Below are 24,220 nucleotides of genomic sequence, written 5' to 3' on the forward strand. Positions count from 1 at the left end.
CTTTATCTGCTTTGTTGAACTGCTTCAAAAGCTCCGCCAGTTCGTCGTGAAGAGCGTCCGGTCCCCGCCGCAATAGATTATCCATTATTGCCTCGTCGCGTGCGCCTGACGCACTTGATTTGAAAGCTGTGCCGGACGGTGAGCGCCATCGGTTCGATGGTTGCCGTCAGCATGGTGATGACGATCGGCGCGATGATGTTCGGCGGGCTCGCGCACGTCGCGCCGCATCGGCGCAACCGTCTTGCCGAGCAGTGCAGGCAGCATTTCCTCGCGCGTGCCGATTTGCCCAAGCCGTCCCTCGTGCATGAACACGATCTTGTCGACCGCAGCGAGCAGGTTCGGGCGGTGATTGATGATCACGATGGTCACCTTGCTCTGCCTCAGCCGCTGGATCGCATCGGCGAGCGCGCGATCGCCGTCGCCATCGAGATTTGCGTTCGGCTCGTCGAGCACCACCAGCACCGGCTTGCCGAACAGTGCGCGCGCGAGCCCGATGCGCTGCCGCTGACCGCCCGAAAGACCTGCGCCGTTATCCCCGATGACGGTGTCATAGCCCTTGGGAAGACGCTGGATCATCATGTGCGCCGACGCCAGCTGCGCTGCCTCGACGACCGCCTCGTCGGAGGCGTCGTCGCGGAAACGTGCAATGTTGTCACGCACGGTACCGGCGAACAGTTCGACGTCCTGCGGAAGGTAGCCGAGGTTCTGTCCAAGGAAATTGGGATCGAAATGCCTGACGTCGTTGCCGTCGATGCGCACGCAGCCGTGCACCAGCGGCCAGGCGCCGACCAGGGCCCGCGCCAACGACGATTTTCCGGAGCCGGACTGGCCGACCACGGCGACGACTTCGCCAGGGGCCAGCCGGAACGAGACGTCGGCGATGGCCGGCAGTTGCGATCCGGGGACGAGCACCGTCGCCGCCTCGACGGAGATTTCGCCGACCAGGGCCGGCAGCCGTGTCGGCTGTCGCTCAGTCGCGCGGTTCGCAAGCGCGCGATCCAGCCGGGCATATGATGTGCGCGCGGCAACCAGCGCCTTCCATTGCGACACTGCAGCCTCGACGGGCGCGAGCGCGCGTCCCATGATCAGCGAAGCCGCGAACAGAACGCCCCCGGAAATCTCCTGCTGGATCGCGAGATACGCGCCCACTCCCATGATGGCGACCTGAATCGCCATGCGCAGGAATTTGGAGATGGCGAGCAAGGTCCCGCCCCGCTCTCCGGCCGTAGCGCTTTCCAGCAACGCCTGACCATGAGTTACCGCCCAGGCGGCGCGGACCGCGGGTCCCATTCCAAGCGCGCGGATCGCTTCTGCGTTGCGCAGCGAGGACGTCAACCGGTCCAGTGCGTGAAGGTTCTTCGATGCGGCCGCATTCAGCGGCGCCTTCGTAACCCGCTCGTTAAGGAAGGCGAGCGTCAGGATGATGATCGCGCCGATCAGGGCGACCAGGCCGATCAGCGGATGGAGCAGGAAACACATCGCGAGGAAGATCGGCGTCCACGGCACATCCATCAGCGACGTGATGACGCCCCCCGACAGCACCTCGCGCAAGGTGTCGACATCGCGCAGCAGCTGAACATGATGCGAGCTGCTCGTGCTCAGCGCCTGCCCGAGCGCGGTTTCGAACGTCTCGCCCGAGACGAACCGGTCGAAGCGCAATCCGGTCTGCACGAGAACCCGGCTGCGAAAATGCTCGAGCGTCGCGTAGCTGATGAAGAGCACGAGCGCGATGAGCGAGAGCAGCAGCAGCGTCATCCCGTTTCGGCTCGTGAGCACCCGATCGTAGATCTGCATGGTGTAGATCGGCGACACGAACACCAGCAGATTGATGAAGATGGATAGTCCACCCGCCGCGAGCAGGCCGGGACGTATCCGACGGAAGACATCCGCGAGCGCAGACTGTTTTGCCGAAGCGTGCATGTGCATATCCGGGCCGCCCTTGGCCGGGCGGCGGTAAACGGTTGAAAAATTGCATGCGATCGAGCGTCAAGACGCCCGCATTTCAACATTCCGCCGTGCGCGGAATGGTACCCCGCCTCTCGACCGCCCCGGTGGTCGCGAGGAACTCCCCAGAGTGGACATGCGCGCAGCGCACCGCGCGCATGTCCTTGTCGATGTAGACGACCTACGAGCTTACGAGTGCCACCCGTGATGATCGTTGTGGTGAGACATCAGATCAGCCAGATGCGCTACGAACGAGCCCGTGTCCGTCGTATCCGTCTGCCCCGAACCGGCATCCGCAGTCGTGTTCGACGTCGCAGTGTGACCCCGCCACCAGGAATGATCTCCGGATGCGGACGACGTGCTGGCATTATTGAGCCACTGCGAGAAATCGAGCCCACCACCGTTGTGGTTGTGCCCGCCACCGCCGTTGCCCGCCTGCCAGGACGAACCGCCCCACCAGCCGCCGCCGCCGCCGTGGTGATGACCACCCCAGCCGCCAGTATCCGTCGAACCGCCGGTTGACGGATCAGTCGTTCCGTCCGAGCCCGAGACGGGAGGGGTGCCTCCGGTGCTACCGCCAGCATCGGCAACCGGCGGCGTGGAGCCGTCCGTGCCGGTGCTACCGCCACCGTCCGCAACCGGCGGCGTGTTGCCGCCCGTGCCGGTGCTACCGCCAGCGTTGTCAACCGGCGGCGTGCTGCCGTCCGTGCCGGTGCTACCGCCAGCGTTGTCAACCGGCGGCGTGCTGCCGTCCGTGCCGGTGCTACCGCCAGCGTCCACCGGCGGCGGCGTGTCGGTCACCGGATCGGTAACAGGCGGAGCGGTCGCGCCCCCCGTGCCATGGCTCGTATTGTGCGCAAGGAACACCTGCTGCAGTGCCGGCAAATTCTCGAGCGCAGTGTCGCCATTCTGCGATCCCCACGCGTAAGCATAGTCAAAGGCCGGATTGGGAACGAGGTCCGCCCAATGATCGATCATTGCCTGCTCTTGCGCGGCAGTCGGCACAGCGACCTTGCTGCCGGTTTCGGTGGACCAGCCGCCACCGCCGAACGCCTGATAAACCGGAACGATGGAGTCGAGCGGGATTCCGGCTTGCTCAGCGGCAGAGACGTACTTGTCGATCGTGCTGAGGTCGACGTTCGGACGGTCCGTCCACACCGGATACCAATCGAGACCGAAGTAGTCGATGTGGGTGTTCGCCTGGTTGTAGCTGTTCATGTAGTTCGGATCGTCCGATGATCCAGTGTTCATCAGGACGGTGAACGTCTTGGCCCCGGGATCGTGCTGATGAATCCAGTCGGATTCAGCCTTCAGATCCGCGGGGTCGGCTTGCGGTCCCCACTGACCGGTCAGATCAGGCTCATCCACAAGGTAGAAGCCGAACACTTTCGGATTGTTGAGGAACGGCGTCACCTGGTCGATAAAGTCCTGAGTCACGCCGTGGTACTGATCGAGCCAGACCAGACCCTGCACACCGTCGGGCAGTGCATTCACCTGGTCGACATACTGGACATCTGCGAGATTAAAGCCAGCTTCAGCTGGTGCGAAGTTACCTTGCGAGTCCAGACCCCCGCCCGCAGCGTAGTGTAATGTTGCCAATGATATTCCCCTGTCAGTGTTGAAAGCCCCCAGTGACCTGTAGGTCTGAGCGCCCGACAACCGATCGTGCGTCCCACCGAGGTGAACGTATGTTTACGTTTGAGGCAGGAATCTCCGTTCCATTGGGCGTAACCAAGGGATTATTGTGCTGAAAGTTTGCACAACAACGCGCCAACGCTGATCGCCGGATCTGCGGGAAAACTTGTTTTGAAAGACGATTCAACGATATGCGGCCAATCGAGGCCGAGAAGATCAATGTTGAATCTGGCACAACGCCGACGAAATTGTTCAATGCCGGTAGCGGGCAGCAAACCGGATTGATGTCCGTGGATTACCTCCGATGACGGATGTTCTCATCGAAGCGTTTCCGTTGTTCAGTAAAGGGCGTGGCGCAAATAGAGAGAAAATCCAAGCGGATCAGCGCTCCTGTGAGCCGGTATTTTAGCACCAAAGGCGAGCTCGTTTGCGGGGGCAATTGCGAATCGCGGAAGTATTAGGCGCTGGGTTGCCTTGCCGCTCTTTAGCACCGTGGCTGGAGAGCTCTTTTTGATAGCGCACGCGAAGCGAATTTGTCCCACCCGTTCGCTGTGCCGCGCGCTGGCGATTTTTCGAGTAGAATCAGCTCATTTGCTGCCGAGGACGTCATGTCAGGGTCGGCCCAAACGAACGTCAAGTTTCCGCCGGGTTCACGAATTCAGGTAAAGCCGGCAGCCGGTCCTCGCTTATCTGGAAAGACCGGGACCGTGGTTGGGGCCGGATACTATCCGAAGAGCCTCCGCGTCATTCTGGACGGATCGAAGGGACCAATTACTCTTCACGTGGACTACGTGGCCATGATCGACACGTGAAGCGGGCGCAGCGTTCACGGCCCCACTTGCGGCAGAAGGCGCTCTTCAACGACGCGTTTTGAGTTACTCCAGAAGTATAGCCGGCCCCTGATCCAGCATTGGGCCGCTCTTTTGACCCATTTCAGCCAATCTTTGTTAGTTGCTCGTTGCTCGGGGCAGGATCCATCAATCCCGGAGCCTGCGATGTTCAAGCAAGTTATTTCTGCGTGCTGCCTCGTTGTGATCACCTCGCTCAATTCCGATGCACGACCCTATCGCATGCAGCACGCCTCTGAATGCAACGTCACCATGCCATGCGACTTCTCGAACTACGCGCAAATCCCGAACCAGCGAAGAGAGGTGCGAGACTCATTGCAGATACACCGAACCAAACAACTCTCCGTCGTCGCCAATACAAATATTGCGGCGTCTGATAGTCCCGTCAGCACTCGGATCGTTGGCGGCCGCCCCGCGGGCTGCCCCTCCTCATTCTGCGGTTGTGCCGCAGCCCTGCGCCTGTTTGGTCGCATCGTTCCGGAATTGAATCTCGCGGCAAACTGGCTGAGATTTCCGCGTACGTCGCCAGCACCAGGAATGGTCGCGGCAAGACGCGGGCACGTTTTCGTCCTCGAGCAGCACATCGGGGGCGACGTTTGGATGGCGTACGACGGCAACTCAGGTGGACGCGCAACGAGAATACACGCGCGTTCTTTGAGGGGGTACACGGTTGTGAATCCGCGCGCGACGCTGACTTGAATTTAGCCCTTTATCGAATCGGCAACACGGTTGCCAAGCACCGGCATGCTTTCACCGGGACAGCGGCAATCTCTCGTCGCTGAGGCGCCGTTATTCTCTCCGGTCGAAACACGATCTAATGGCTCAACGCAATCATATTGGTTGGTCGGGGAGCTGGAGGCAAATGTGCTGGCGGCACCGATCGGCGGCCGTCAGCCCGACACCGTCAGGCGACGACAGATCTCGCGCTCTCCCGCTCTCGCATCGCTCCCTCGATAGCCTTCTCAAGGGCAGCCTGATCGAACGGCTTCGACAGGCGGCGCAGATTGGAACGCGCGTCGATGGGAAGCTCCGCATATCCGGTGCTCAGGAGGATGACCGTACCGGGACGCTCCACGACCACGGCTTCAGCAAGCTGCAGGCCGGTCATGACCGGCATCGCATAGTCGGTGACGACGAGTTCGATGGTCTGCGTGCGGCGGAGGAGATCCAATGCCTCTTCGCCCGAGCGTGCCTCGACCACTGCATGCCCGAGATCCTCCAGCATTGCCGCCGTATTCTCCAGCACGAGAGGGTCGTCGTCGACCAGAAGCACGGAAAGCCGGTGGTCGGCCCGAAGCATGGGTGCCGGGGACTCCGCTCGCGGCGCTGGCACCGCGGCCTCCTCCTCAGCCACCGGCAGTCAGATCTCGGCCGTCGTGCCCACTCCAAGGCGGCTCTTCAGGACGAGCCTGCCGCCGGACTGCTCGGCGAGGCCGTGAACCATCGATAGTCCGAGCCCGGTGCCTTTGCCGATACCCTTCGTCGTAAAGAACGGCTCCTGAGCGTGCTTCAGCGTTTCCTCGTCCATGCCGCAGCCCGTGTCGCTCACCGAGAGCGCCACGTAGCGGGGAGCGCCAGCTTCGTGTTGCTCGTCTCTGGCGGAGATGGTTATCAGGCCACCGGCCGGCATCGCATCACGCGCGTTTACGGCGAGATTGAGGATGGCCAGTTCGAGCTGGTTGGCGTCAATCTTTACGTTTGGCAGGTCCAGCGGAAAGAGTGTGTCGATACGGACGCCTGCCTCGAATTTCAGCAGTGACGCCATGCCCCGCACCAGTGCGGCGATATCGACGACAGCCGGCTTGAGATCCTGTTTGCGAGCGAAGGCGAGCAAGCGCTGGGTTAGCAGTGCGCCCCGCTGCGCGCCTTGCATCGCGTTGTCCACGAGACGCTGTATCTTCGGATCGTCTGTTTGCAGGCGTTTTTTCAGGAGCTCGAGGCTGCCGAGAACGGCGGCGAGCAGGTTGTTAAAATCGTGGGCCACGCCGCCGGTGAGTTGACCGATGGTCTCCATTTTCTGCGACAGCGTCAGCGCTTCGCGTGCCCGATCCAGCGCTTCCTGTGCCCGTCTCCTCTCGCTGATGTCGCGCACGATCTTGGCAAACCCGGTGATCAAGCCGCTTTCGTTCCGTACCGCGACCAGGGTTGCCTCTGCCCAGAAGCGGCTGCCATCCCGGCGCACGCGCCAGGCTTCCACTGCTGACTTGCCGTACCGCTCCGCCTCCAGGAGAGCACGTGCTGGCGCCCCGGAAGCGCGGTCTTCGTCGGTATGAAGGATCGCGTAGCTGGTCCCTACGATGTCGTCGCCGTAACCCATCAGCCGGCGCGCCCCGAGATTCCAGTTTCCGACGGACCCATTCGGCTCGATCATGAACATGGCGTGATCGGCGATGCCCTCCACCAGGAGCCGAAAGCGTTCTTCACTTCGCCTCAGCGCGCTGGCCTCGCGTTCGGCGCGCTCCGCCGAGGCCCGATCATAGACGGCAGCGGCAATCCCAATGCTCAGGATCAAGATGGTGGCGCCGGCGAGCAGAAATGCCAGCGGCGCCCGACCCACGAAATGTCCAGCGTGTCCCGCCATGGTGTTCGCAGGCTCGAACGAGGCACCTTCCATAGCTGCGTAATGCATGCCGGAGATCGCGAGACCCATGACAAGTCCTGCGAAAAGTCGCTGCGTCGCGTTCGTCTTGCGAAAGGCAAGCCAGAGCGCCACGACCGAAGCGCACATCGCGATCACGACCGAGAGCACGACCCACCGAGGATCGTACGCGACGGATGCCGCCATTCTCATCGCGCTCATGCCCGTATAGTGCATGCCGGATATGCCAAGCCCCATCGCCAGGCCGGACACCAGGAGCGCCTGCGGGCGTCTTCCGACCACGGCAAAGGCCGCGGCCGCGACAACAATGGGGACGACAAGCGATAGAAAGGTGAGGAATGGATCGTAGGAGATCTCGACCCCGGGCAGCCTGAAGGCCAGCATGCCGACGAAATGCATGGACCAAATGCCGCCGCCCATAGCGGTGGCCGCGGCTGCAAGCCAAGCCGGACGAGCCCGCCCAGACGCGGCACGCATCCGGGTCGCGAGGTCGAGCGCTGTGTAGGAGGCGAGCGCGGCGATCAGGATCGACAGCGCCACAAGAACGGGATCGTGAGAGGCCGTATGGTGATTCATTTCCACCAGATGGTAATGGAAATCCGGGGCAAATTCACCCTAGGTCGAATAGCGGCGGCGGGATCGGGGCCCGGCCGGCCGCGATCCGTGGCACCCTGTCGGCAAATTCAAGCTGGATCCAGCCGCCAGGGGGCTGTTTCCGCCCCACCTCCCTTGGGGATTTGAACCGGACCAGGCCTGTGCTGGGTCAGGCTCCATGCACGGACCAAGCGGAGGATCGTGCCCCTCACGCACCGCCCTTCAAATTGGGCAAGCCGGCCGCCTATTGCACCGCGAAGCCAATTGCGCCGCAACATTCAAAATGAGACTGCCCGTCAAGCCGCACGACGCGCCCATACGTGCACTGCATCCGACTTCGGTTAGCCTTCGTTCAACAGCCGGGCGCCTTTCGGGAGCCACGGCGCCGCGCCAATTCAGCGAAAAATTTGGCCATAGAGGGAGGAATGAAATGTTGAAATGCAGTGTGGGACTGATCGCGCTAAGCAGCCTTTTCCTTTCAGGCGCGGCAATCGCCCAGGAAAAGATCAAGGTCGGCGTCACCGCAACGCTGGAAGGCACCTACACGGTGCTCGGCGAGGACGGCATGCGCGGCCACCAGACGGCGCTCAATGTGCTTGGCAAGAAGGTCGGCGACAAAGAGCTTGAATTCATCGTTGCTTCGACCGACGCGACGCCGGATTCCGCGGTGCGCGCCGTGCGCAAGCTGATCGAGCAGGATAAGGTGCAGATCCTGTTGTCGCCGCTCTCCGGCGACGAGGGCATTGCGGTCAAGAACTTCGCCAAGACCCATCCCGAGTTGACCTTCATCAATGCGGCATCCGGCGCGCAAGAAACCACCTATGTCGATCCCGCTCCGAACTTCTTCCGCTACAACATGGACGGCGCGCAGTGGCAGGTGGGCCTCGGCCAATACGCCTATGAAACCAAGAAATATCGCAAGATCGCGACCGTCGGCGAGGACTATTCTTTCATCTACACCCAGGTATTCGGCCTCGTGCTCGAATTCTGCGGCGCCGGCGGCCAGGTCACCAACCGGCAATGGGTGCCGCTCGGCACCAAGGATTTTGCCTCCGTCATCGCGGCGCTGCCCGACGATGTCGATGCGATCTATCTCGGCCTCGGCGGTGCGGATGCCGTCAACTTCCTGAACCAATACCAGCAGGCCGGCGGCAAAGCGCATCTGATGGGCGGCTCCATCATGATCGACCAGACCATCCTGTCCTCGAAAGGCAACGCAAAGAACGCGCTGGTCGGCACCATCGCGGCGAGCGGCCAGGCCGACACCTGGGAGGATCCGGGTTGGCAGAAGTTCGTGAAGGCGTATCAGGACGCGTTTCCACCCAACAAGCGCTTCCCGAGCCCGTCGCTTCTTGCGACCAACTACTACGGCTCGACTATGGCGCTGATCCTCGCGCTCCGTGAGGTCAATGGCGATCTTTCCAACAACCAGGCCAAGTACAAGGAGGCGCTGGCCAAGATCGAGATCGACGCACCGAACGGCAAGATCAAGCTTGACGCCAACCGCCAGGCGATCGGCACCAACTTCGTCACCGAGGTCGTCGATGACGGCAAGGGTGCGCTGTTCAGTAAAGTCGTGAAGGTGATCCCGAACGTGAACCAGACGCTCGGTTACGATCCGGCGGTGTTCGCCAAGATCGGACTGCCGAGCCGTACGGTCCCGGAATGTAAGAAGTACTGACGCATTCACCGTCGCTCGTTTCGCATGCTCTCCGGCAACCGGGAGCGATTTGCAGGCGCGATATCTTGCGCTCTTGCAATCTCGCCCCGGTTGTTGAACGCTGACTGAAAAGACAAGAACATTCAGGAGGGAAGGCATGAGCCGGGCGCTTGCCGTCTTTCACGGCCGGTTCGGTCGGGCGACGGTCTATCAGTTGAACCGCCCCTTCAACGTGCACGCACATCGCGAAGGTCATCTGATCTTCCATGTTGGCGGCCTGTCCGCATGCATCGACGTCTGTAACGGGCACTACGACCTTACGGAAAGCTCCATCGTTGCGGTCAATCCCTGGGAGCCTCACAATTTCCTGCCGTCCGATCTCGACGGCGGCGCGATCTTCTTCGTGCTCTACGTCAATCCGGAATGGTTCGCGCCCGACGCGCCCGGTGCCGACCGCCTGCGTTTCGGCCGCACCCAGTTCAAGCGCACGGTCGCACTCGACAAGCACATCAGACGAACCGCAGCACTTGTGTGCGGCGCACCGTCACTCTCCAGCCTCGATGCCGAGCTGCGGCGGCTGATCGACATCTGCTACGACGAAAGTTGGCAGCAGGCCGAGATCGCCCGTGACGCACGCACGGCTGGCGCCGTCACCGACTTCCGCGTGCGCAAATGCATCAAGCTGATGTCGGAAAGTCCGGGCGCCGAAATGGAGCTCGACACGATCGCGCGCGAATCCGGCCTGTCGCGACCGCATTTCTACCGGTTATTCCGCACCCAGACCGGCGTCACGCCGCATCTCTACCTCAACACCCTGATCATGGAACAGGCGCTGGAAGCCCTTGTCGCCGGCGAAGCACCGATCGCCGACATCGGCTTCGACCTCGGCTTCTCCTCGCAAAGCGGCTTCACACGCTTCTTCACCGCCAATGTCGGGATGGCGCCGACCGATTACGCGCCGCGCCGCCAAGGTTTTGCGGGCCTGACCGCGCGCGAAAAGATACTGACGATCAAACGCTCCCCTTGTGCCCTCGCTAAGATGGTCGGAACGCGATCCCGAAAAGAGGATCGCAAGTCCGGGAGGACGCACGTCCATGGCGAGGTACGCAGCCTACGCAAGGCTGTTCGACCAGCGTTCAAAACATGAGGCAGGGCGAGGTCGAAGCGGCCTGATCGCGCCCTCTTCCCGTTTGCGGGGGCGCGAGGCGGGGATGAGGCAGTTGACATGACGCGCTTCGTCGAACGTCATCCAGCCTGGGCCCTGATCGTGATCATCGCGATCGCGCTTGCACTGTGGCTGACCTTGGCGGTATGGCCGCCCGGACTTGAAGAGGCGATCGGCCGCAAGCGGGTCTTCCTGAACGCCGTGTTCAACGGCATCACGCTCGGCGGCCTCTACTTCCTTGTCGCCAGCGGTTTCACCCTGATCTTCGGCCTGATGCGCAACGTCAACCTCGCGCACGGCTCGCTGTATTTGTTCGGCGGCTATGTCGGCTACGCCATCAGCGCCTCGACCGGCTCCTGGCTCCTCAGCTTCATCGTCGCCTTCATCCTGACGGCGCTGGTCGGCGTCCTGCTTCAGCTCATCGTCTTCCGCCGCATGGAGGGCCAGGACTTGCGGCAGACCATGGTGACGATCGGTCTCTCGATCGTTTTCGCCGATCTCATGCTGTGGGCTTGCGGCGGCGACTTCTATCAGATCCAGACACCGAACTGGCTGATCGGCCCGATCGAGCTGCCGCTGGTCACTGCGGTGAAATCCTCGGGCGAACCGGTCTATCTCCGCTATCCCCTGGTCCGGCTGGTGATCTTCGCCGCGTCCGTCGTGATCGGCCTGGCGATGTGGCTGGCGCTCAACCGCACACGCATCGGCATGATCATCCGCGCCGGTGTCGACGATCGCGACATCCTGGCCGCGACCGGAGTGCGGATCCAGCTCGTCTTCGTGCTGGTCTTTGCGCTCGGTGCCGGGCTTGCCGGCATCGCCGGCGTCGTCGGCGGCACCTTCCAGTCTCTCTCGCCTGGCGAAGACATCCGCTTCCTGCTTGCCTCGCTCGTCGTCGTCATCGTCGGCGGCATGGGCTCGATCCCCGGTGCCGCGCTCGGCGCGCTGATCATCGGCCTCGCCGAACAGCTCGGTTCGGTCTACATCCCGACCTACGCCATCGTCGTGACCTTCCTGATCATGGTGCTGGTACTGGCAGTCCGGCCGCAAGGCCTGTTGGCGAGGCGCTGAGATGTCGCTCGCCCACGACGCCCACGTCACCGTTCGTCCCGCCGCAGCGGCGCAGCGCCCCACCTTGCGCGGATGGCCGGAGATCAACAATCCTGCAGCCTGGATCGTCGCGGCCATTCTCCTGATCATGCCGCTGATCGCCAACGGCTTCTTCCTGATCGAGATCTTTGCGACCACGCTGATCCTCGGCATCATGGCGCTGAGCCTGATGTTCCTCGCCGGCTACGGCGGCATGGTCAGCCTGATGCAGCTCACCATCGCGGGCTTCTCCGCCTATATGGTCGCGGTGTTCGGCGTCAGCGGCAACGCCAATATCAGCCTGGGTTGGCCGTGGTGGCTCGCGGTCCCGATGGCGCTCGCGCTCGCGACCCTGTTCGGCACGCTTGGCGGCGCGCTGGCCGTGCGCACCGAGGGCATCTACACCATCATGATCACGCTCGCGATCGGCGCGGCTTTCTATTATTTCACCAACCAGAACTGGGCGATCTTCAACGGCCATACCGGCATCAACACTGTTGCAACGCCGCATTTCTGGGGCGTCAACTGGCGCGCCGACATTCCCTTCTATTACATCGTGCTCGCGGTCGCTGCGCTGTGCTACTTCGTCGTTGAATACATCTCCCGCGCACCATTCGGCCTGGCGCTGCAGGGTGTGCGCGACAATCCCCGCCGCATGGCGGCGCTCGGCTTCAACGTCAATGCGCACCGCGTCGCCGCCTACGCCTTCGCGTCCTTTGTCGCGGCGCTGGCCGGCGTTCTCCAGGTCTGGAACTACCGGCAGATCTCGCCGGGATCCGTCAGCGTCGGCGCCTGCATCGATATCCTCATCATCGCCGTGGTCGGCGGCATCACGCGTCCCATCGGTCCGTTCATCGGCGCACTGATCTTCGTGCTGTTACGCACCTTCGCGCTCGACTTCCTGGTCAAGCTCGGGCTCGACGGCAACCGCTTCCGGCTGCTGATCGGCCTCGGTTTCCTCGCCATCGTCTTCTGGTCCTCGGACGGCGTGATCGGGCTCTGGCAGAGCTGGCGACAGCGCCAGCGATCCGGCGCGGCCCGTTCAAGCGAACGTCACGGCCGAGGATCTGGTCAAGGATCCGGTCATGGATAGCGTAGCGCAACGCCTCTCAGCCGTCGGCGCCGGCGCGGCGCTGGAGCTTCGCGGCGTGACGCGCCTGTTCGGCGCGCTGGCTGCGCTCACCGACGTCACCATTACCGTGCGCCCCGGCGAGCGGCGCGCGGTGCTCGGCTCGAACGGTGCCGGAAAAACCACCCTGTTCAACTGCATCACCGGCGATTTCCCGCCGTCCTCCGGCACCATCCGTTTCTTCGGCGAGGACGTCACCCACTTCCCGCCCTACGAGCGCATCCGCCGCGGCCTGCGCCGGACCTACCAGATCTCAGCACTCTTTCCTGGTCTCACCGTCCAGGACAACGTCTACCTCGCCTGCCGCGGCGTCTCGCGCGGCCGCTTCTCGTTCCTGCGCCCCGGACAGAACGACGCACTGATGAGCGCGGCCGATAATCTCGTGCAGGCTGTCCATCTCACAGGCGTGAAGGACCAGCGCGTCGCGGAGCTTGCGCATGGCCAGCAGCGCCAGCTCGAGATCGCACTGGCGCTCGCCGGCGCGCCGCGCTTCGTGTTGTTCGACGAGCCGGCCGCGGGGCTGTCTCCGACCGAGCGTGCCGAGCTGGTCGAGATCTTGACCTCGCTGCCGGCGCATATCGGCTACATCATCATCGAGCACGACATGGACGTGGCGCTACGCGTCGTCGAGAGCGTCACGATGATGCACAACGGGCGCATCTTCAAGGAAGGCCTGCCGCAGGAGATCGAGTCCGATCCCGAGGTGCAGGAGCTTTACCTCGGAGGCGGCCATGAATGAGGTCCGCCGCTCGGCCGCCGCCGCCCTCGAAGTCCGCGGCCTCGACGTCTACTACGGGCATTCGCATGCGCTGCAGGGCGTGGACCTGACGCTCGAAGCCGGCGTATTCTCGGTGGTCGGTCGCAACGGCATGGGCAAGACCACGCTGTGCAAGGCGATCATGGGGCTGGTGCCGGTCAGCGGCGGCTCGATCCGCGTCCGCGGCGACGACATCACCCGGCGGCCGCCCGCCCACATAGCCCGGCTCGGCGTCGGCTACGTGCCGCAGGGCCGGCGGCTATGGCGCTCGCTCAGCGTCGACGAGCATCTGCAGCTTGCCGCGGGCCTGCGGCGCGGGGCTTGGACGGTCGAGCGCATCTACGAGACCTTTCCGCGATTGGCCGAGCGCAAGGACCATGGCGGCGGCCAACTCTCCGGCGGCGAGCAGCAGATGCTGGCGATCTCCCGCGCGCTGCTCACCAATCCGCAGCTCCTGATCATGGACGAGCCGACCGAGGGGCTTGCGCCCGTCATCGTCGCCCAGGTCGAGGAGATGCTGGTAGGGCTTGGCGAGGACGGCGACATGTCCGTGCTCGTGATCGAGCAGAACATCGGTGTGGCCACGGCCGTCTCGCGCAACGTCGCGATCATGGTCAACGGCCGCATCAACCGCATCATCGATTCCGCGCGCCTTGCCGCGGACCGGGGGTTGCAGCAGCGCCTGCTCGGCGTCGGCCTCCACGCCGAGCTCGAGCCCGCCGTCGACATGCCGGCGGCAGGCACCGGGGCGAAGGCCGCACCGCAGCCGTCCCGTCCAGGCGGCCCGATCCGTGTCTACATCTCCAACCCGACACCGCCCACCCGCTGGTCGCAGCCGGTCCCGATCGCCCGCATCGAGGCCGCCGCCCGCACGCTCTCGACACAGGTAGCGCGTCTCGACGAGACCGCCCGGCGCCGGCGCGAGCCGGTCGCGGCGCAAACGCAGGGACCCCCGGTCGTGCTCGTCGTCGGCACGCTCGACACCAAGGGCACGGAGCTTCGCTTCATCCGCGACATCATCGCCGGGAGCGGCCTGCGCACGCGACTGGTCGATGTCTCCACCAGCGGCCGGCACGCAACCAGCGACGTCTCGGCCCAGGAGATCGCCTTGAACCATGGGCGCGGCGGATCGGCGGTGTTCGGACCCGACCGCGGCGCCGCCGTCACCGCGATGGCCGAGGCCTTCGCCAGCTGGCTGCGACGCCAGAACAATATTGCCGGCGTGATTTCGGCGGGCGGCTCGGGCGCAGCGTCACTGGTCGCGCCGGGGATGCGGACCCTCCCCGTCGGAGTGCCCAAGCTGATCATCTCCTCCGTCGCCTCCGGCGACGTCGGGCCCTATGTCGGCCCGGCCGACATCACCATGATGCATTCGGTCACTGACGTGCAGGGCCTCAACTCGATCTCGCGTGCCGTGCTCGCCAATGGCGCCCATGCGCTGGCCGGCATGGTCAGGGCGCGGCTCGATCAGCACGCGCAGAAGGATGGCGGCGACGGCGCATTGCCGTCGGTCGGCATCACCATGTTCGGCGTCACCACGCCGGCGGTCCAGAAGATCGCGGCCGACCTGCGCGAGGATTTTGAGTGCCTCGTCTTCCACGCCACCGGCGTTGGCGGCCGCTCAATGGAGAAGCTCGTCGATTCCGGGCAGATCGCCGGCGTCATCGATCTCACCACCACGGAAATCTGCGATCTCCTGATGGGTGGCGTGTTCCCGGCAACCGACGACCGCTTCGGCGCCATCATCCGCAGCCGCCTGCCCTATGTCGGCTCGGTGGGCGCGCTCGACATGGTGAATTTCGGCGCCCCGGACACCATTCCCGAGCGCTACCGCGGCCGCAAATTCCACGTCCACAACCCCCAGGTCACCCTGATGCGGACCACGGCCGAGGAAAACGAACGCATGGGCCGCTGGATCGCCGATCGGCTCAACCAGATGGACGGCCCGGTGCGCTTCTTCCTGCCCGAGGGCGGCGTCTCCGCGCTCGACGCGCGAGGACAGCCATTCTGGGATCCCGATGCCGATGCGGCGCTGTTCCGTGCGCTGGAGCGGAACGTGCGGCAGACCGCCAACCGTCAGCTCATCCGCGTCCCCAAGAACATCAACGATCCCGAGTTCGCCTCCACCATCGTCAGCGCGTTCCGGACCTTGTTCGGCCGCACCGGGGCGCGCCGGAGACTAGCGAGGTGACCGATGGCCCGGTTTGAACGCGCAGAACTGTTGAAACGCTTCCGCGACATGGCAAAGCGCGGCGAGCCCATCATCGGCGGCGGCGCCGGCACCGGCCTGTCGGCCAAGTGCGAGGAAGCCGGTGGCGTCGATCTCATCGTCATCTACAATTCCGGCCGCTATCGCATGGCCGGCCGCGGCTCGCTTGCGGGATTGATGGCTTATGGCGACGCCAACGCCATCGTGCTGGAGATGGCCGGCGAAGTGCTGCCCGTCGTGACCAAAACGCCAGTGCTCGCTGGAGTCAATGGCACGGATCCGTTCCGCGACATGGACGTTTTCCTGGACCAGTTGAAGGCGCTCGGTTTCGCCGGCGTGCAGAACTTTCCGACCGTCGGCCTGATCGACGGCGTGTTCCGCGCCAATCTCGAAGAGACCGGCATGTCCTACGCGCTCGAGATCGACATGATCGCCAAGGCGCGCGAGAAGGACCTGCTGACGACGCCCTACGTCTTTACCGAGAAGGAAGCCGCCGCGATGGCGATCGCGGGCGCGGATATCATCGTCTGTCACCTCGGCCTGACGACCGGGGGCACCATCGGCGCGCAGACCGCGCCGAAGCTCAAGGATTGCCCGGCGCGCATCGACACCTGGGCCTCCGCCGCGCTCAGCGTCAATCCGGACATTCTGGTGCTCGCCCACGGCGGACCGATCGCCGATCCGGACGACGCCGATTTCATCATGAAGAACACCCGCTACTGCCACGGCTTTTACGGCGCCTCCTCGATGGAGCGGCTGCCGGTCGAGCGGGCACTGACGGATCAGGTACGCAAATTCAAGGCGATCGGCGCGCGATAACGCCGGAAGGTCGAGGGAGGGAAATATGTCAGGGACTCTGGTCGGTGAATTGATCCTCTGGCTGATCGTCGCCATCGTGGTGATCGTGGTCGGCGTCTACATCGTGAACTGGCTCTACCATCGCTCGTCCAAGGAGACCTCATTCGTCCGGACCGGCCTGCTCGGCGAGCGCGTCGTGATCAACGGCGGCGCGTTCGTGCTGCCCTTCATCCACGACTACACGCCGGTCAACATGAACGTGCAGCCGATGGGCATCGTGCGCTCCCGGCAGGACGCCGTGATCACCCGGGACCGCATGCGCGTCGACATCGAGGCCGACTTCTATGTCCGCGTTCAGGCGACCCGCGAAGCCGTGTCCATCGCCGCCGCCACGCTCGGCCGCCGCACCATGGAGCCCGAGAAGCTCCACACCCTGCTCGCCGGCAAATTCATCTCCGCGATCCGTTCGATTGCCTCGGAGATGACCCTGGAACAGATGCACGAGCAACGCGGCGAGTATGTGGCCCGCGTCAAGGCGAACGCGGCCGAGGCCCTCGCTCAGAACGGACTCGAGCTGGAGTCCGTCGCGATCACCGATCTCGACCAGACCGATCTCGAATTCTTCAATCCCTCGAACCGCTTCGACGCCGAAGGTCTGACACGCCTGATGGAGGACATCGAGGCCAAGCGCAAGCTGCGCAACGACATCGAGCAGGATTCGATGATCAAGATCCGCTCCCGGAATCTGGAGGCCGAGCGACAGGCCCTCGAGATCGAGCGCGAAAGTGAGACGGCGCGCCTCGAGCAGGAGCGTGACATCGAGATGCGCCGCGCCCTGCAACGCACCGAGGTCGCGCGTGAGCGGGCCCTGCGCGAGACCGAGGCCGAGCAGGCGCAGATTTCCGCGCGGGAGACCATCGAGAAGGCACGCATCGCCAACGACCAGGCGATCGCGGAAGCCCGCATCGCCTCGGAGCGCGAGACGCGCCAACGGGAGATCGAGCGCACCCGCACCATCGAAGAGAAGGAATTGCTCGCCCGCGAGGAGATCGAGAAGACCCGGATCGCCAACCAGCGCTCGATCGACACCAGCCGCATCGCCTCTGAGCGCGAGGTGCGCCAGCGCGAAATCGAGCGGATGCGTACTATCGAAGAAGCCGAGATCGCCGCCCGCGAGGCGATCGAGAAAGCGCGTATCCAGCAGGACCGGGTGGTGACCGACGCCCGTATTGCCAACGAGGAAGAGACACGGCGCCGCGAGATCGAGCGGACCCGCGCCGTGGACGAAGCCGAGATCGCCGCCCGCGAAGCGACCGAAAAGGCCCGCATCGCCCAGACCATGATTGTCAATGTCGAGCGCATCGCGTCAGACGAGCGCACCCGCGCGCTTGAGATCCAGCAGGTGCGCACGATCCAGGAAGCCGAGATCGAGGCCCAGCGCGCGGTCGAGGCCGCGCGCATCGCCCGTGAGCGGACACTTGCCGCCGAGCGCATCGCCGCTGAGCAGAATACGCGGCAATTGGAGATCGAGCGGAACCAGGCACTCGACGTCGCGGGAATCGCGGCACGCGAGGCGACGGAAGCCACCCGTATCGCCCAGGAGGAACGAGTTCGTTCGCTCGAGATCGCCCGCAACCGCGCCGTCGAGGAAGCCGATATCGCCTCCCGCGAAGCGATCGAGGCCGCGCGCATCGCGCAGGAGAAGGCGATCGCGGCCGAGCGGATCCAGGCCGACAGGGAGACCAAGGCGCTGGAGATCGAGCGGACCGCCGCAGTCGAGGCAGCCGACCTCAAGCGTCGCGACGTAATCGAGCGCCAGCGCATCGGCGTCGATCTCGCGCTGGAGTCCGAGCGGATCAATTCGTCCAAGAAGCGCGAAGTGCTCAATATCGAGCAGAAGAAGGCAATCGAGATCGCGGACGAAGACCGCGTCATCGCGCTCTCCACCAAGCGCTCGGAACGCATCGACGCCGACCGCCAGGTCAAGCAGGCCGAGATCGTCGCACGCAAGGACGTCGAGACCACCGACGTCTCGCGCGAGCAGGCGCTGGAGGCGGCGCGGATCGAACGCCGCCGCTCGATCGAGCAACTCGAGGTCGCCCGCGTCCAGTCGCTCCAGGAAGCCGAGATTGCCGCACGCGAGGAGGTCGAGCGCGCCCGCATTGCCTCCGACCGCGGCCTGGATGAGGCCCGCATCGGCCGTGAGCGCGAGTTGCGGAAGCTCGAAGTCAATCGCGAGAAAGAGGTCGAGACCGTTCTGATGGAGAAGGCGATCGCGATCCACCTGAAGTCGCTGGAAGAATCCGCCGCCCGGGCCTCGGCCGAGGAAGCGCGGATACATGCGACGGAGGCCACCGAGCGCGTCATCACCGCACGTGAAAACGAGATCGCCAGGCGTCGCAAGAGCGTGGAAATCGTGATCGCCGAGAAGCAGGCCGAGGAAACCCGAATTGCAGCCGAAGCCGAGCGCGTTCGCGCGGCCGTGGAAGCCGAGGCGCAGCGGCTGCTCAACGAGGCCGAGAACGTGCTGACCGACCAAGCCCGCTACTCCCTATTCCGCAGAAAGCTGCTCGACCGCATCGAAGGCATCGTGCGCGAGAGCGTCAAGCCGATGGAGAAGATCGAGGGCATCCGCATCCTCCAGGTCGACGGCCTCAACGGCAACGGCCATGGTGGCAATGGCGGCCGCAGCGCCACCGACGAGGTGATCGACTCGGCGCTACGCTACCGCGTGCAGGCGCCGCTCATCGATTCGCTTCTGGCGGATATCGGCGTCGAGGGCGGCAGCCTCGCCAAGATGCCGGGCCTGATCCGCGAGGCCCGCGACATGCAAGGCATCAAGGAGTCCGCCCGCAAGGGCGGCGGTGGAGGCGGAGGCGGCGAGAAGCCGGCTGCAGCTCCCTCGCCTTCCACCGAGGGCGAGCCGCCCGCGGAGCGCAGCCCCCGGAAGAAGAGCTGAGGTCACATCATGGCCCGCGTCTATGTCTCAACCGTCGTCAATGCGCGCAATGATCGCGTCTGGGCGCGGGTGCGCGACTTCAACGGCATGCCGAACTGGCATCCCGCGATCGCGGAAAGCCGCATCGAGGGCGGCGAGCCCTCGGACAAGATCGGCTGTGTCAGGGATTTTCGCCTGCGCAACGGCGACCGCATCCGCGAGAAGCTGCTCGGCCTTTCCGACTACGACATGTTCTGCACCTATTCGATCCTGGAATCCCCCATGGGCGTCGAGAACTACGTCGCGACGTTACGGCTGACGCCGGTCACCGACGGCGACCAGACCTTCATGGAATGGACCGCCGAGTTCGACTGCGCACCCGAACGGGAAGCGGAGCTCGTCGGCAATATCGGCGGCGGCGTGTTCCAGGGCGGCTTCGACGCCCTCAAGCGCCAGTTCGGAGGGTGAGCTCCGTGCCGCATATCGTGAAAAGCACGATCCTGGATGCACCGACCGATGCGGTGTGGGACGTGCTGCGCGATTTCAACGGACACGATCGCTGGCATCCGGCGGTCGCGACCTCCACGATCGAGCGCGCGCACTCTCCTGACAAGATCGGCTGTGTCAGGCGCTTCAAGCTGCAGGACGGATCGGAGCTGCGCGAGCAATTGCTGGCGCTCTCCGATCTCGAGCAGACCTTCAGCTATTGCCTGCTCGATACGCCGGTGCCGATGTTCAACTACGTGGCGCACGTCCGGCTGCTGCCGGTGACCGACGGCGACCGCACCTTCTGGCACTGGGAGTCGCGCTTCAGCACCCGGCCGGAGGACCGCGATCGCATCGTCCACATGGTCGCGGAAGACATCTATCAAGCCGGCTTCGAGGCAATCCGCCGGCACCTGAAGGAGGCGGCATAGCAATGGCCGTGACAGTGAAGACTTTTGCCAGCACCAGCGAAGCGGCCGGCGCGCTGTCGGCAGATCGCGGCGCACGCTATCTCGGCGGCGGCACGCTGGTGATGCGGGCGCTGAACGAGGGTGACGTCTCCGTCTCGACCGTCATCCGCGCCAGCGACCAAGCCCTGACCCGGATCGACGCGTCGGGCCCGCGCGTGACGCTCGGAGCCGGCATCACCTTCGCAAAAATCCTCGCCGAGCGCGACCTCGGCTTCCTGCACGCCCCTGCCCGCTCGATCGGCGGACCCGCGGTGCGCAACATGGGCACGGTCGGGGGCAACCTGTTCGCGCCAAGTCCCTATGGCGACTTCACGGTGGCGCTGCTTGCGCTCGATGCCACCGTCGCCGTGCAGGGCGGCTTTGGCACGCGCGACATCGCCATCGAAGAGTTCTTGCAGTCGCGCGAGCGGCAGGCCGGCACGCTGGTGCTCTCGGTGTCCTGCGCACGGCCGGCGAGCGCGGACGCCTTCCGCTACCACAAGGTCGCTCGTATCAAGCCAAAGGGCGGCTCCGTCATTACGCTCGCAGCCCATCTGCCGATCAGCGGCGGACGGATCGCCGGGGCACGGATCGCGCTGGGCTCGATGGCGCCGACCCAGATTCGGGCACGCGCCGCCGAGCGTGTGCTCGAGGGTCGTTCGCTGGATGCCGCGACCATCGGAGCGGCGGCGTCCGCCGTCACCGAGGGCGCCTCCCCCTTCGACAATGCGCTCGGCAGCGCCTGGTATCGCCGCGAGATCGCCGGCGTCCATCTGCGCCGTCTCCTCTCGGGTCAGGAATAGCTCGTCATGGCCAAAACCGCCCTGCAATTTCGTCATAACGGCCGCGACGTCGCGATCTTCGTCGATGGCGGCACCAATCTGCTGGTGGCTCTGCGCGAACTGATCGGCGATATGACGCCGAAATTCGGCTGCGGCCAGGGCGGCTGTGGCACCTGCAGTGTGCTGATCGACGGCGAGTTGCACCTGTCATGCCTGACGCTGGCGGAAACCGTCGCCGGCCGATCGGTCGAGACGCTCGACGGCCTCAAGCAGGGCCCGAACCTGCATCCGCTCCAGCGTGCCTTCGCCGACAATTTCGCCGCCCAATGCGGCTATTGCACGCCGGGCATGCTGATGGCCGCAAAGGCGCTGCTCGATCGCAATCCGCAGCCTAGCCGCGCTGAGGTCGTCGAGGCGATCTCCGGCAACATCTGCCGCTGCACCGGCTACGAACCCATCATCGATGCCATCCTCGCCGCTTCGGGCGGCCGGGCCAGTGCCTAAAGGATCTTGTCATGCTGGAACTGCGCAAGGACATCTTCGCCGACGAGCGCGACGACAATCTCAATGAGATCGGCAAGGGCACCCAGCGCCAGGACATGCTCGGCCATGTCACGGGCACGTCGAGCTATTTCAACGATCACAAGCTTCAGGGCATGCTGCATCTGAAAGTGGTCCGCTCGACGCAGGCGCACGCGCGGTTGCGCCATATCGACACCACGGAAGCCGAACGCTCGCCCGGCGTACGCCGGATCATCCGCGGCGCCGACGTGCCGCGCAATCTCAACACGCTTCTCAGCCTCATCAACTTTGGCAAGGACGACGAGCCTACGCTGGCGGCGGACAAGGTCCGCTACAAGGGTGAACCGGTCGTCGCCATCGTCGCGGACAGCGAGCGCGAGGCGTTCGAGGCGATCGCAAAGGTGCGGATCGACTACGAGCCGCTGCCGGTCGTGCTCGACGTCGAGGACGCGCTCAAGGCCGGGGCGCCCGTCGTCAACGAGACCTATCCGAAGAACGCCTTCATCTATCACGACGTCCATGATCACCAGAAGCTGCGCTTCGGCGATGCCGACGCCGCGCTCGCGACCGCCGACCACGTGCTCGAACAGCGCTACCAGATGTCTCCGATCGAGCACGCGCCGACCGAAACCAATGGCGCGATCGCTGCGCCCGACACCAACGGGCGCTACGTCGTCTACACCTCGACGCAGGCGCTGTTCTTCTCGGTCGACACCTGCGCCAAGATCCTGGACCTGCCTTCCAACACCTTTCACTTCATCGGCGGCACGGTCGGCGGCGGCTTTGGCGGCAAGGTGGATACGCTGACCGAGCCGCTCGCGATCCTGGGCGCGATGCTGACCGGGCGTCCCGTCCGCTATGTGTTCGGCCGCGAGGAGGAGATGCAGTACGGCCCGCCCCGCGGGGCCGAGCGCATCTACATCAAGGACGGCGTGATGCGGGATGGCCGTGTCATCGCGCGAAAAATCCGCGCCTATTTCGACAGCGGCGCCTATACGAGGCTTTCCAGCTACGCCGCCGTGAAATGCGCCGCGCATCTGCCCGGGCCATACACTATCCCCAATGTCTATGGCGACGTCTATTGCGTCTTCACCAACCGGACGCCCGCGACGGCGATGCGCGGTTTCGGCGTCACCGCGATGGATTTTGCGATCGAGTGCCAGATGGACAAGCTGGCGAACCTCGTCGGCATGGACCCGATGGAGTTCCGGATCCTCAATGCCTATCGCGACGGCGACATGAAGGCGCATCGGCGTGAAGCCAAGAACACCGCACTGATCGAATGCGTCCAGGTCGCCGCCGAGAAGGCGAAATGGCCGATCCGAGAGGAGTTCAAGCGAGCGTCGTCGCGCAAGGACGGCGGCGGCAGCCGTGCCGTTATCCCGCCGACACCGACGGATTCGCGCAGCCGGCCGGCCGCGCCAGTCCAGCAGCGCACCAGCTATGACCGGCTCCCACCCACCGTCACCCGCGAACCACCGCGCGAGCCGCCGCCCCCCGCGCCGTCGCCACCTCCACCGCGGCCGGCCGCGCCCTCGCATGGCGCGCCCCGCTTCTCCTCCGTGTTCGGCACCAGGAGACGCTGATGACCCGGCATCGCGGACGCGGCATGGCGTCGATCAACTATCCCAGTCGGCATGAATCTCGGCGGCGATCCCAGCCAGGCGTTGGTTCATTCCAACCCGAGCGGCAAGTTCACGGTGGCGCTGTCGTCGATCGACCTTGGCCAGGGCATGAAGTCGGTGACGCGGCAGATTTGCGCGGAGACGCTGGGCGTTCCTGTCGAGGACGTCTATGTCGACACTGCGGATTCCGACACCGGTCCGCATTGCATGGGCTCCTTCGCCTCGCGCGGCACCCATCGCGTCGGCAATGCGGTGATGGCCGCGGCGCGCGAGGCGCGCGGTGTGATGATGGAGGCGGCCGCCGAGGAGCTCGAGGTCAACGCCGCCGATCTCGAAACTGACGGGCGCGGTAACATTCACGTCAAGGGTGCGCCGCATCGCTCGATCTCGACCAAGGACGTCGCCATCGCCGCCCAGTTCAAGCAGGGCAAGACCATCTCCGGCCGCGGCATATTCCTCGTGCCCCTGTCCAACGTCGACCCCGAAACCGGCGAGATGTCTCCGGCGACCTGCTACGCCCATGCCTGTCTCGTGGCGGAGGTCGAGGTCGACGACGAGACCGGTGAAGTCGCGATGGTCCGCATGGACTCCGCCTATGAGCTCGGCCGCGCGCTCAATCCGCGCCTGGTCGAGCAGCAGCTCGTGGGCGGCGCGTGGATGGGCATCAGCCACGCGCTGTACGAGACGACGGAGCCTCACTATCCCGACCCCGTTCACGGCCCCCGCGACTTCGTCGAATACCTGATGCCCGGCCCGGGCGACATTTGCCCGCACGATATCGCCGTGCTGGAGCGCCCCGCGCCAGATGGCCCGTTCGGCGCCAAGGGACCGGGCGAAATGTGCGCCAATCCTGTGCTGCCGGCTGTCGCGAATGCGATTTTCAACGCCGTCGGCGTCCGCATCGACGATCTGCCGATTACGCCGGAAAAGGTGCTGCGCGCGATCAAGACCCAGGGCGGCGCGCGGCCACAGGCGCGACGCTGAGACTGGC

General features: G+C 64.7%; 15 protein-coding genes and 3 pseudogenes. 15 read left to right on the forward strand and 3 right to left on the reverse strand.

The genetic code is table 11. From position 1 onward, the window contains the following. Positions 1-84: 84 nt before the first annotated feature. Positions 85-1,926: a type I secretion system permease/ATPase gene (locus ACVJ5M_RS32970; protein ID WP_063984335.1), complete on the reverse strand. Its 1,842-nt coding sequence runs from the start codon at positions 1,924-1,926 to the stop codon at positions 85-87. A 207-nt stretch (positions 1,927-2,133) separates the two neighbouring features. Continuing rightward, entirely contained in the window at positions 2,134-3,543 is a 1,410-nt protein-coding gene (locus ACVJ5M_RS32975) for a calcium-binding protein (protein WP_187387759.1), read from the reverse strand. Positions 3,544-4,574: 1,031 nt separating this feature from the next. Here ACVJ5M_RS32975 and ACVJ5M_RS32980 point away from each other — a divergent pair. Beyond that, positions 4,575-5,126, forward strand: coding sequence for a hypothetical protein (locus ACVJ5M_RS32980; RefSeq protein WP_063984337.1), 552 nt, complete (start codon positions 4,575-4,577; stop codon positions 5,124-5,126). A 205-nt stretch (positions 5,127-5,331) separates the two neighbouring features. Here the strand turns inward: ACVJ5M_RS32980 and ACVJ5M_RS32985 are convergent. Next, positions 5,332-7,602 (reverse strand): annotated as a pseudogene (locus ACVJ5M_RS32985) (MHYT domain-containing protein). Positions 7,603-8,050: 448 nt separating this feature from the next. On the opposite strand from ACVJ5M_RS32985, the gene ACVJ5M_RS32990 reads away from it, so the two are divergent. The 14 genes and pseudogenes from ACVJ5M_RS32990 to ACVJ5M_RS33055 all read left to right on the forward strand — a co-directional run bounded on the left by ACVJ5M_RS32990 (position 8,051) and on the right by ACVJ5M_RS33055 (position 24,213). Next, positions 8,051-9,301, forward strand: a complete 1,251-nt coding sequence (locus tag ACVJ5M_RS32990; protein WP_063984339.1) for an ABC transporter substrate-binding protein — start codon at positions 8,051-8,053, stop codon at positions 9,299-9,301. 136 nt (positions 9,302-9,437) lie between these two features. After that, positions 9,438-10,266 (forward strand): annotated as a pseudogene (locus ACVJ5M_RS32995) (helix-turn-helix domain-containing protein). Positions 10,267-10,505: 239 nt separating this feature from the next. Then, entirely contained in the window at positions 10,506-11,516 is a 1,011-nt protein-coding gene (locus ACVJ5M_RS33000; protein WP_063984340.1) for a branched-chain amino acid ABC transporter permease, read from the forward strand. 1 nt (position 11,517) lies between these two features. Beyond that, complete coding sequence (locus ACVJ5M_RS33005; protein ID WP_063984341.1) at positions 11,518-12,627, forward strand: branched-chain amino acid ABC transporter permease; 1,110 nt, start codon at positions 11,518-11,520, stop codon at positions 12,625-12,627. Then, a complete protein-coding gene (locus ACVJ5M_RS33010) occupies positions 12,620-13,402 on the forward strand; it encodes an ABC transporter ATP-binding protein (RefSeq protein WP_028147232.1) in 783 nt (260 codons plus the stop codon). Before ACVJ5M_RS33005 ends, ACVJ5M_RS33010 begins: the two co-directional genes overlap by 8 nt. Then, the gene (locus ACVJ5M_RS33015; RefSeq protein ID WP_063984342.1) at positions 13,395-15,611 is read left to right on the forward strand and encodes an ABC transporter permease; all 2,217 of its coding nucleotides are present in this window, start codon (positions 13,395-13,397) and stop codon (positions 15,609-15,611) included. Before ACVJ5M_RS33010 ends, ACVJ5M_RS33015 begins: the two co-directional genes overlap by 8 nt. Before the next feature lie 3 nt (positions 15,612-15,614). Beyond that, complete coding sequence (locus ACVJ5M_RS33020) at positions 15,615-16,448, forward strand: phosphoenolpyruvate hydrolase family protein (RefSeq protein ID WP_063984343.1); 834 nt, start codon at positions 15,615-15,617, stop codon at positions 16,446-16,448. 25 nt (positions 16,449-16,473) lie between these two features. Further along, positions 16,474-19,386 carry a flotillin family protein gene (locus tag ACVJ5M_RS33025; RefSeq protein WP_063984344.1) on the forward strand — a complete coding sequence of 971 codons (2,913 nt, stop codon included), beginning with the start codon at positions 16,474-16,476 and terminating at the stop codon, positions 19,384-19,386. Between the two features lie 9 nt (positions 19,387-19,395). Further along, positions 19,396-19,833, forward strand: a complete 438-nt coding sequence (locus ACVJ5M_RS33030) for an SRPBCC family protein (protein WP_014496426.1) — start codon at positions 19,396-19,398, stop codon at positions 19,831-19,833. A 5-nt stretch (positions 19,834-19,838) separates the two neighbouring features. Next, complete coding sequence (locus ACVJ5M_RS33035) at positions 19,839-20,282, forward strand: SRPBCC family protein (protein WP_063986523.1); 444 nt, start codon at positions 19,839-19,841, stop codon at positions 20,280-20,282. Positions 20,283-20,284: 2 nt separating this feature from the next. After that, positions 20,285-21,103: an FAD binding domain-containing protein gene (locus ACVJ5M_RS33040; protein ID WP_063984345.1), complete on the forward strand. Its 819-nt coding sequence runs from the start codon at positions 20,285-20,287 to the stop codon at positions 21,101-21,103. 6 nt (positions 21,104-21,109) lie between these two features. Next, entirely contained in the window at positions 21,110-21,586 is a 477-nt protein-coding gene (locus tag ACVJ5M_RS33045) for a (2Fe-2S)-binding protein (protein WP_038941740.1), read from the forward strand. Between the two features lie 11 nt (positions 21,587-21,597). Beyond that, positions 21,598-23,190, forward strand: a complete 1,593-nt coding sequence (locus ACVJ5M_RS33050) for a xanthine dehydrogenase family protein molybdopterin-binding subunit (RefSeq protein WP_063984346.1) — start codon at positions 21,598-21,600, stop codon at positions 23,188-23,190. Continuing rightward, positions 23,190-24,213 (forward strand): annotated as a pseudogene (locus ACVJ5M_RS33055) (xanthine dehydrogenase family protein molybdopterin-binding subunit). Before ACVJ5M_RS33050 ends, ACVJ5M_RS33055 begins: the two are co-directional and overlap by 1 nt. Positions 24,214-24,220: the final 7 nt, after the last annotated feature.

It is taken from the genome of Bradyrhizobium sp. S3.7.6 (genome assembly GCF_054061875.1).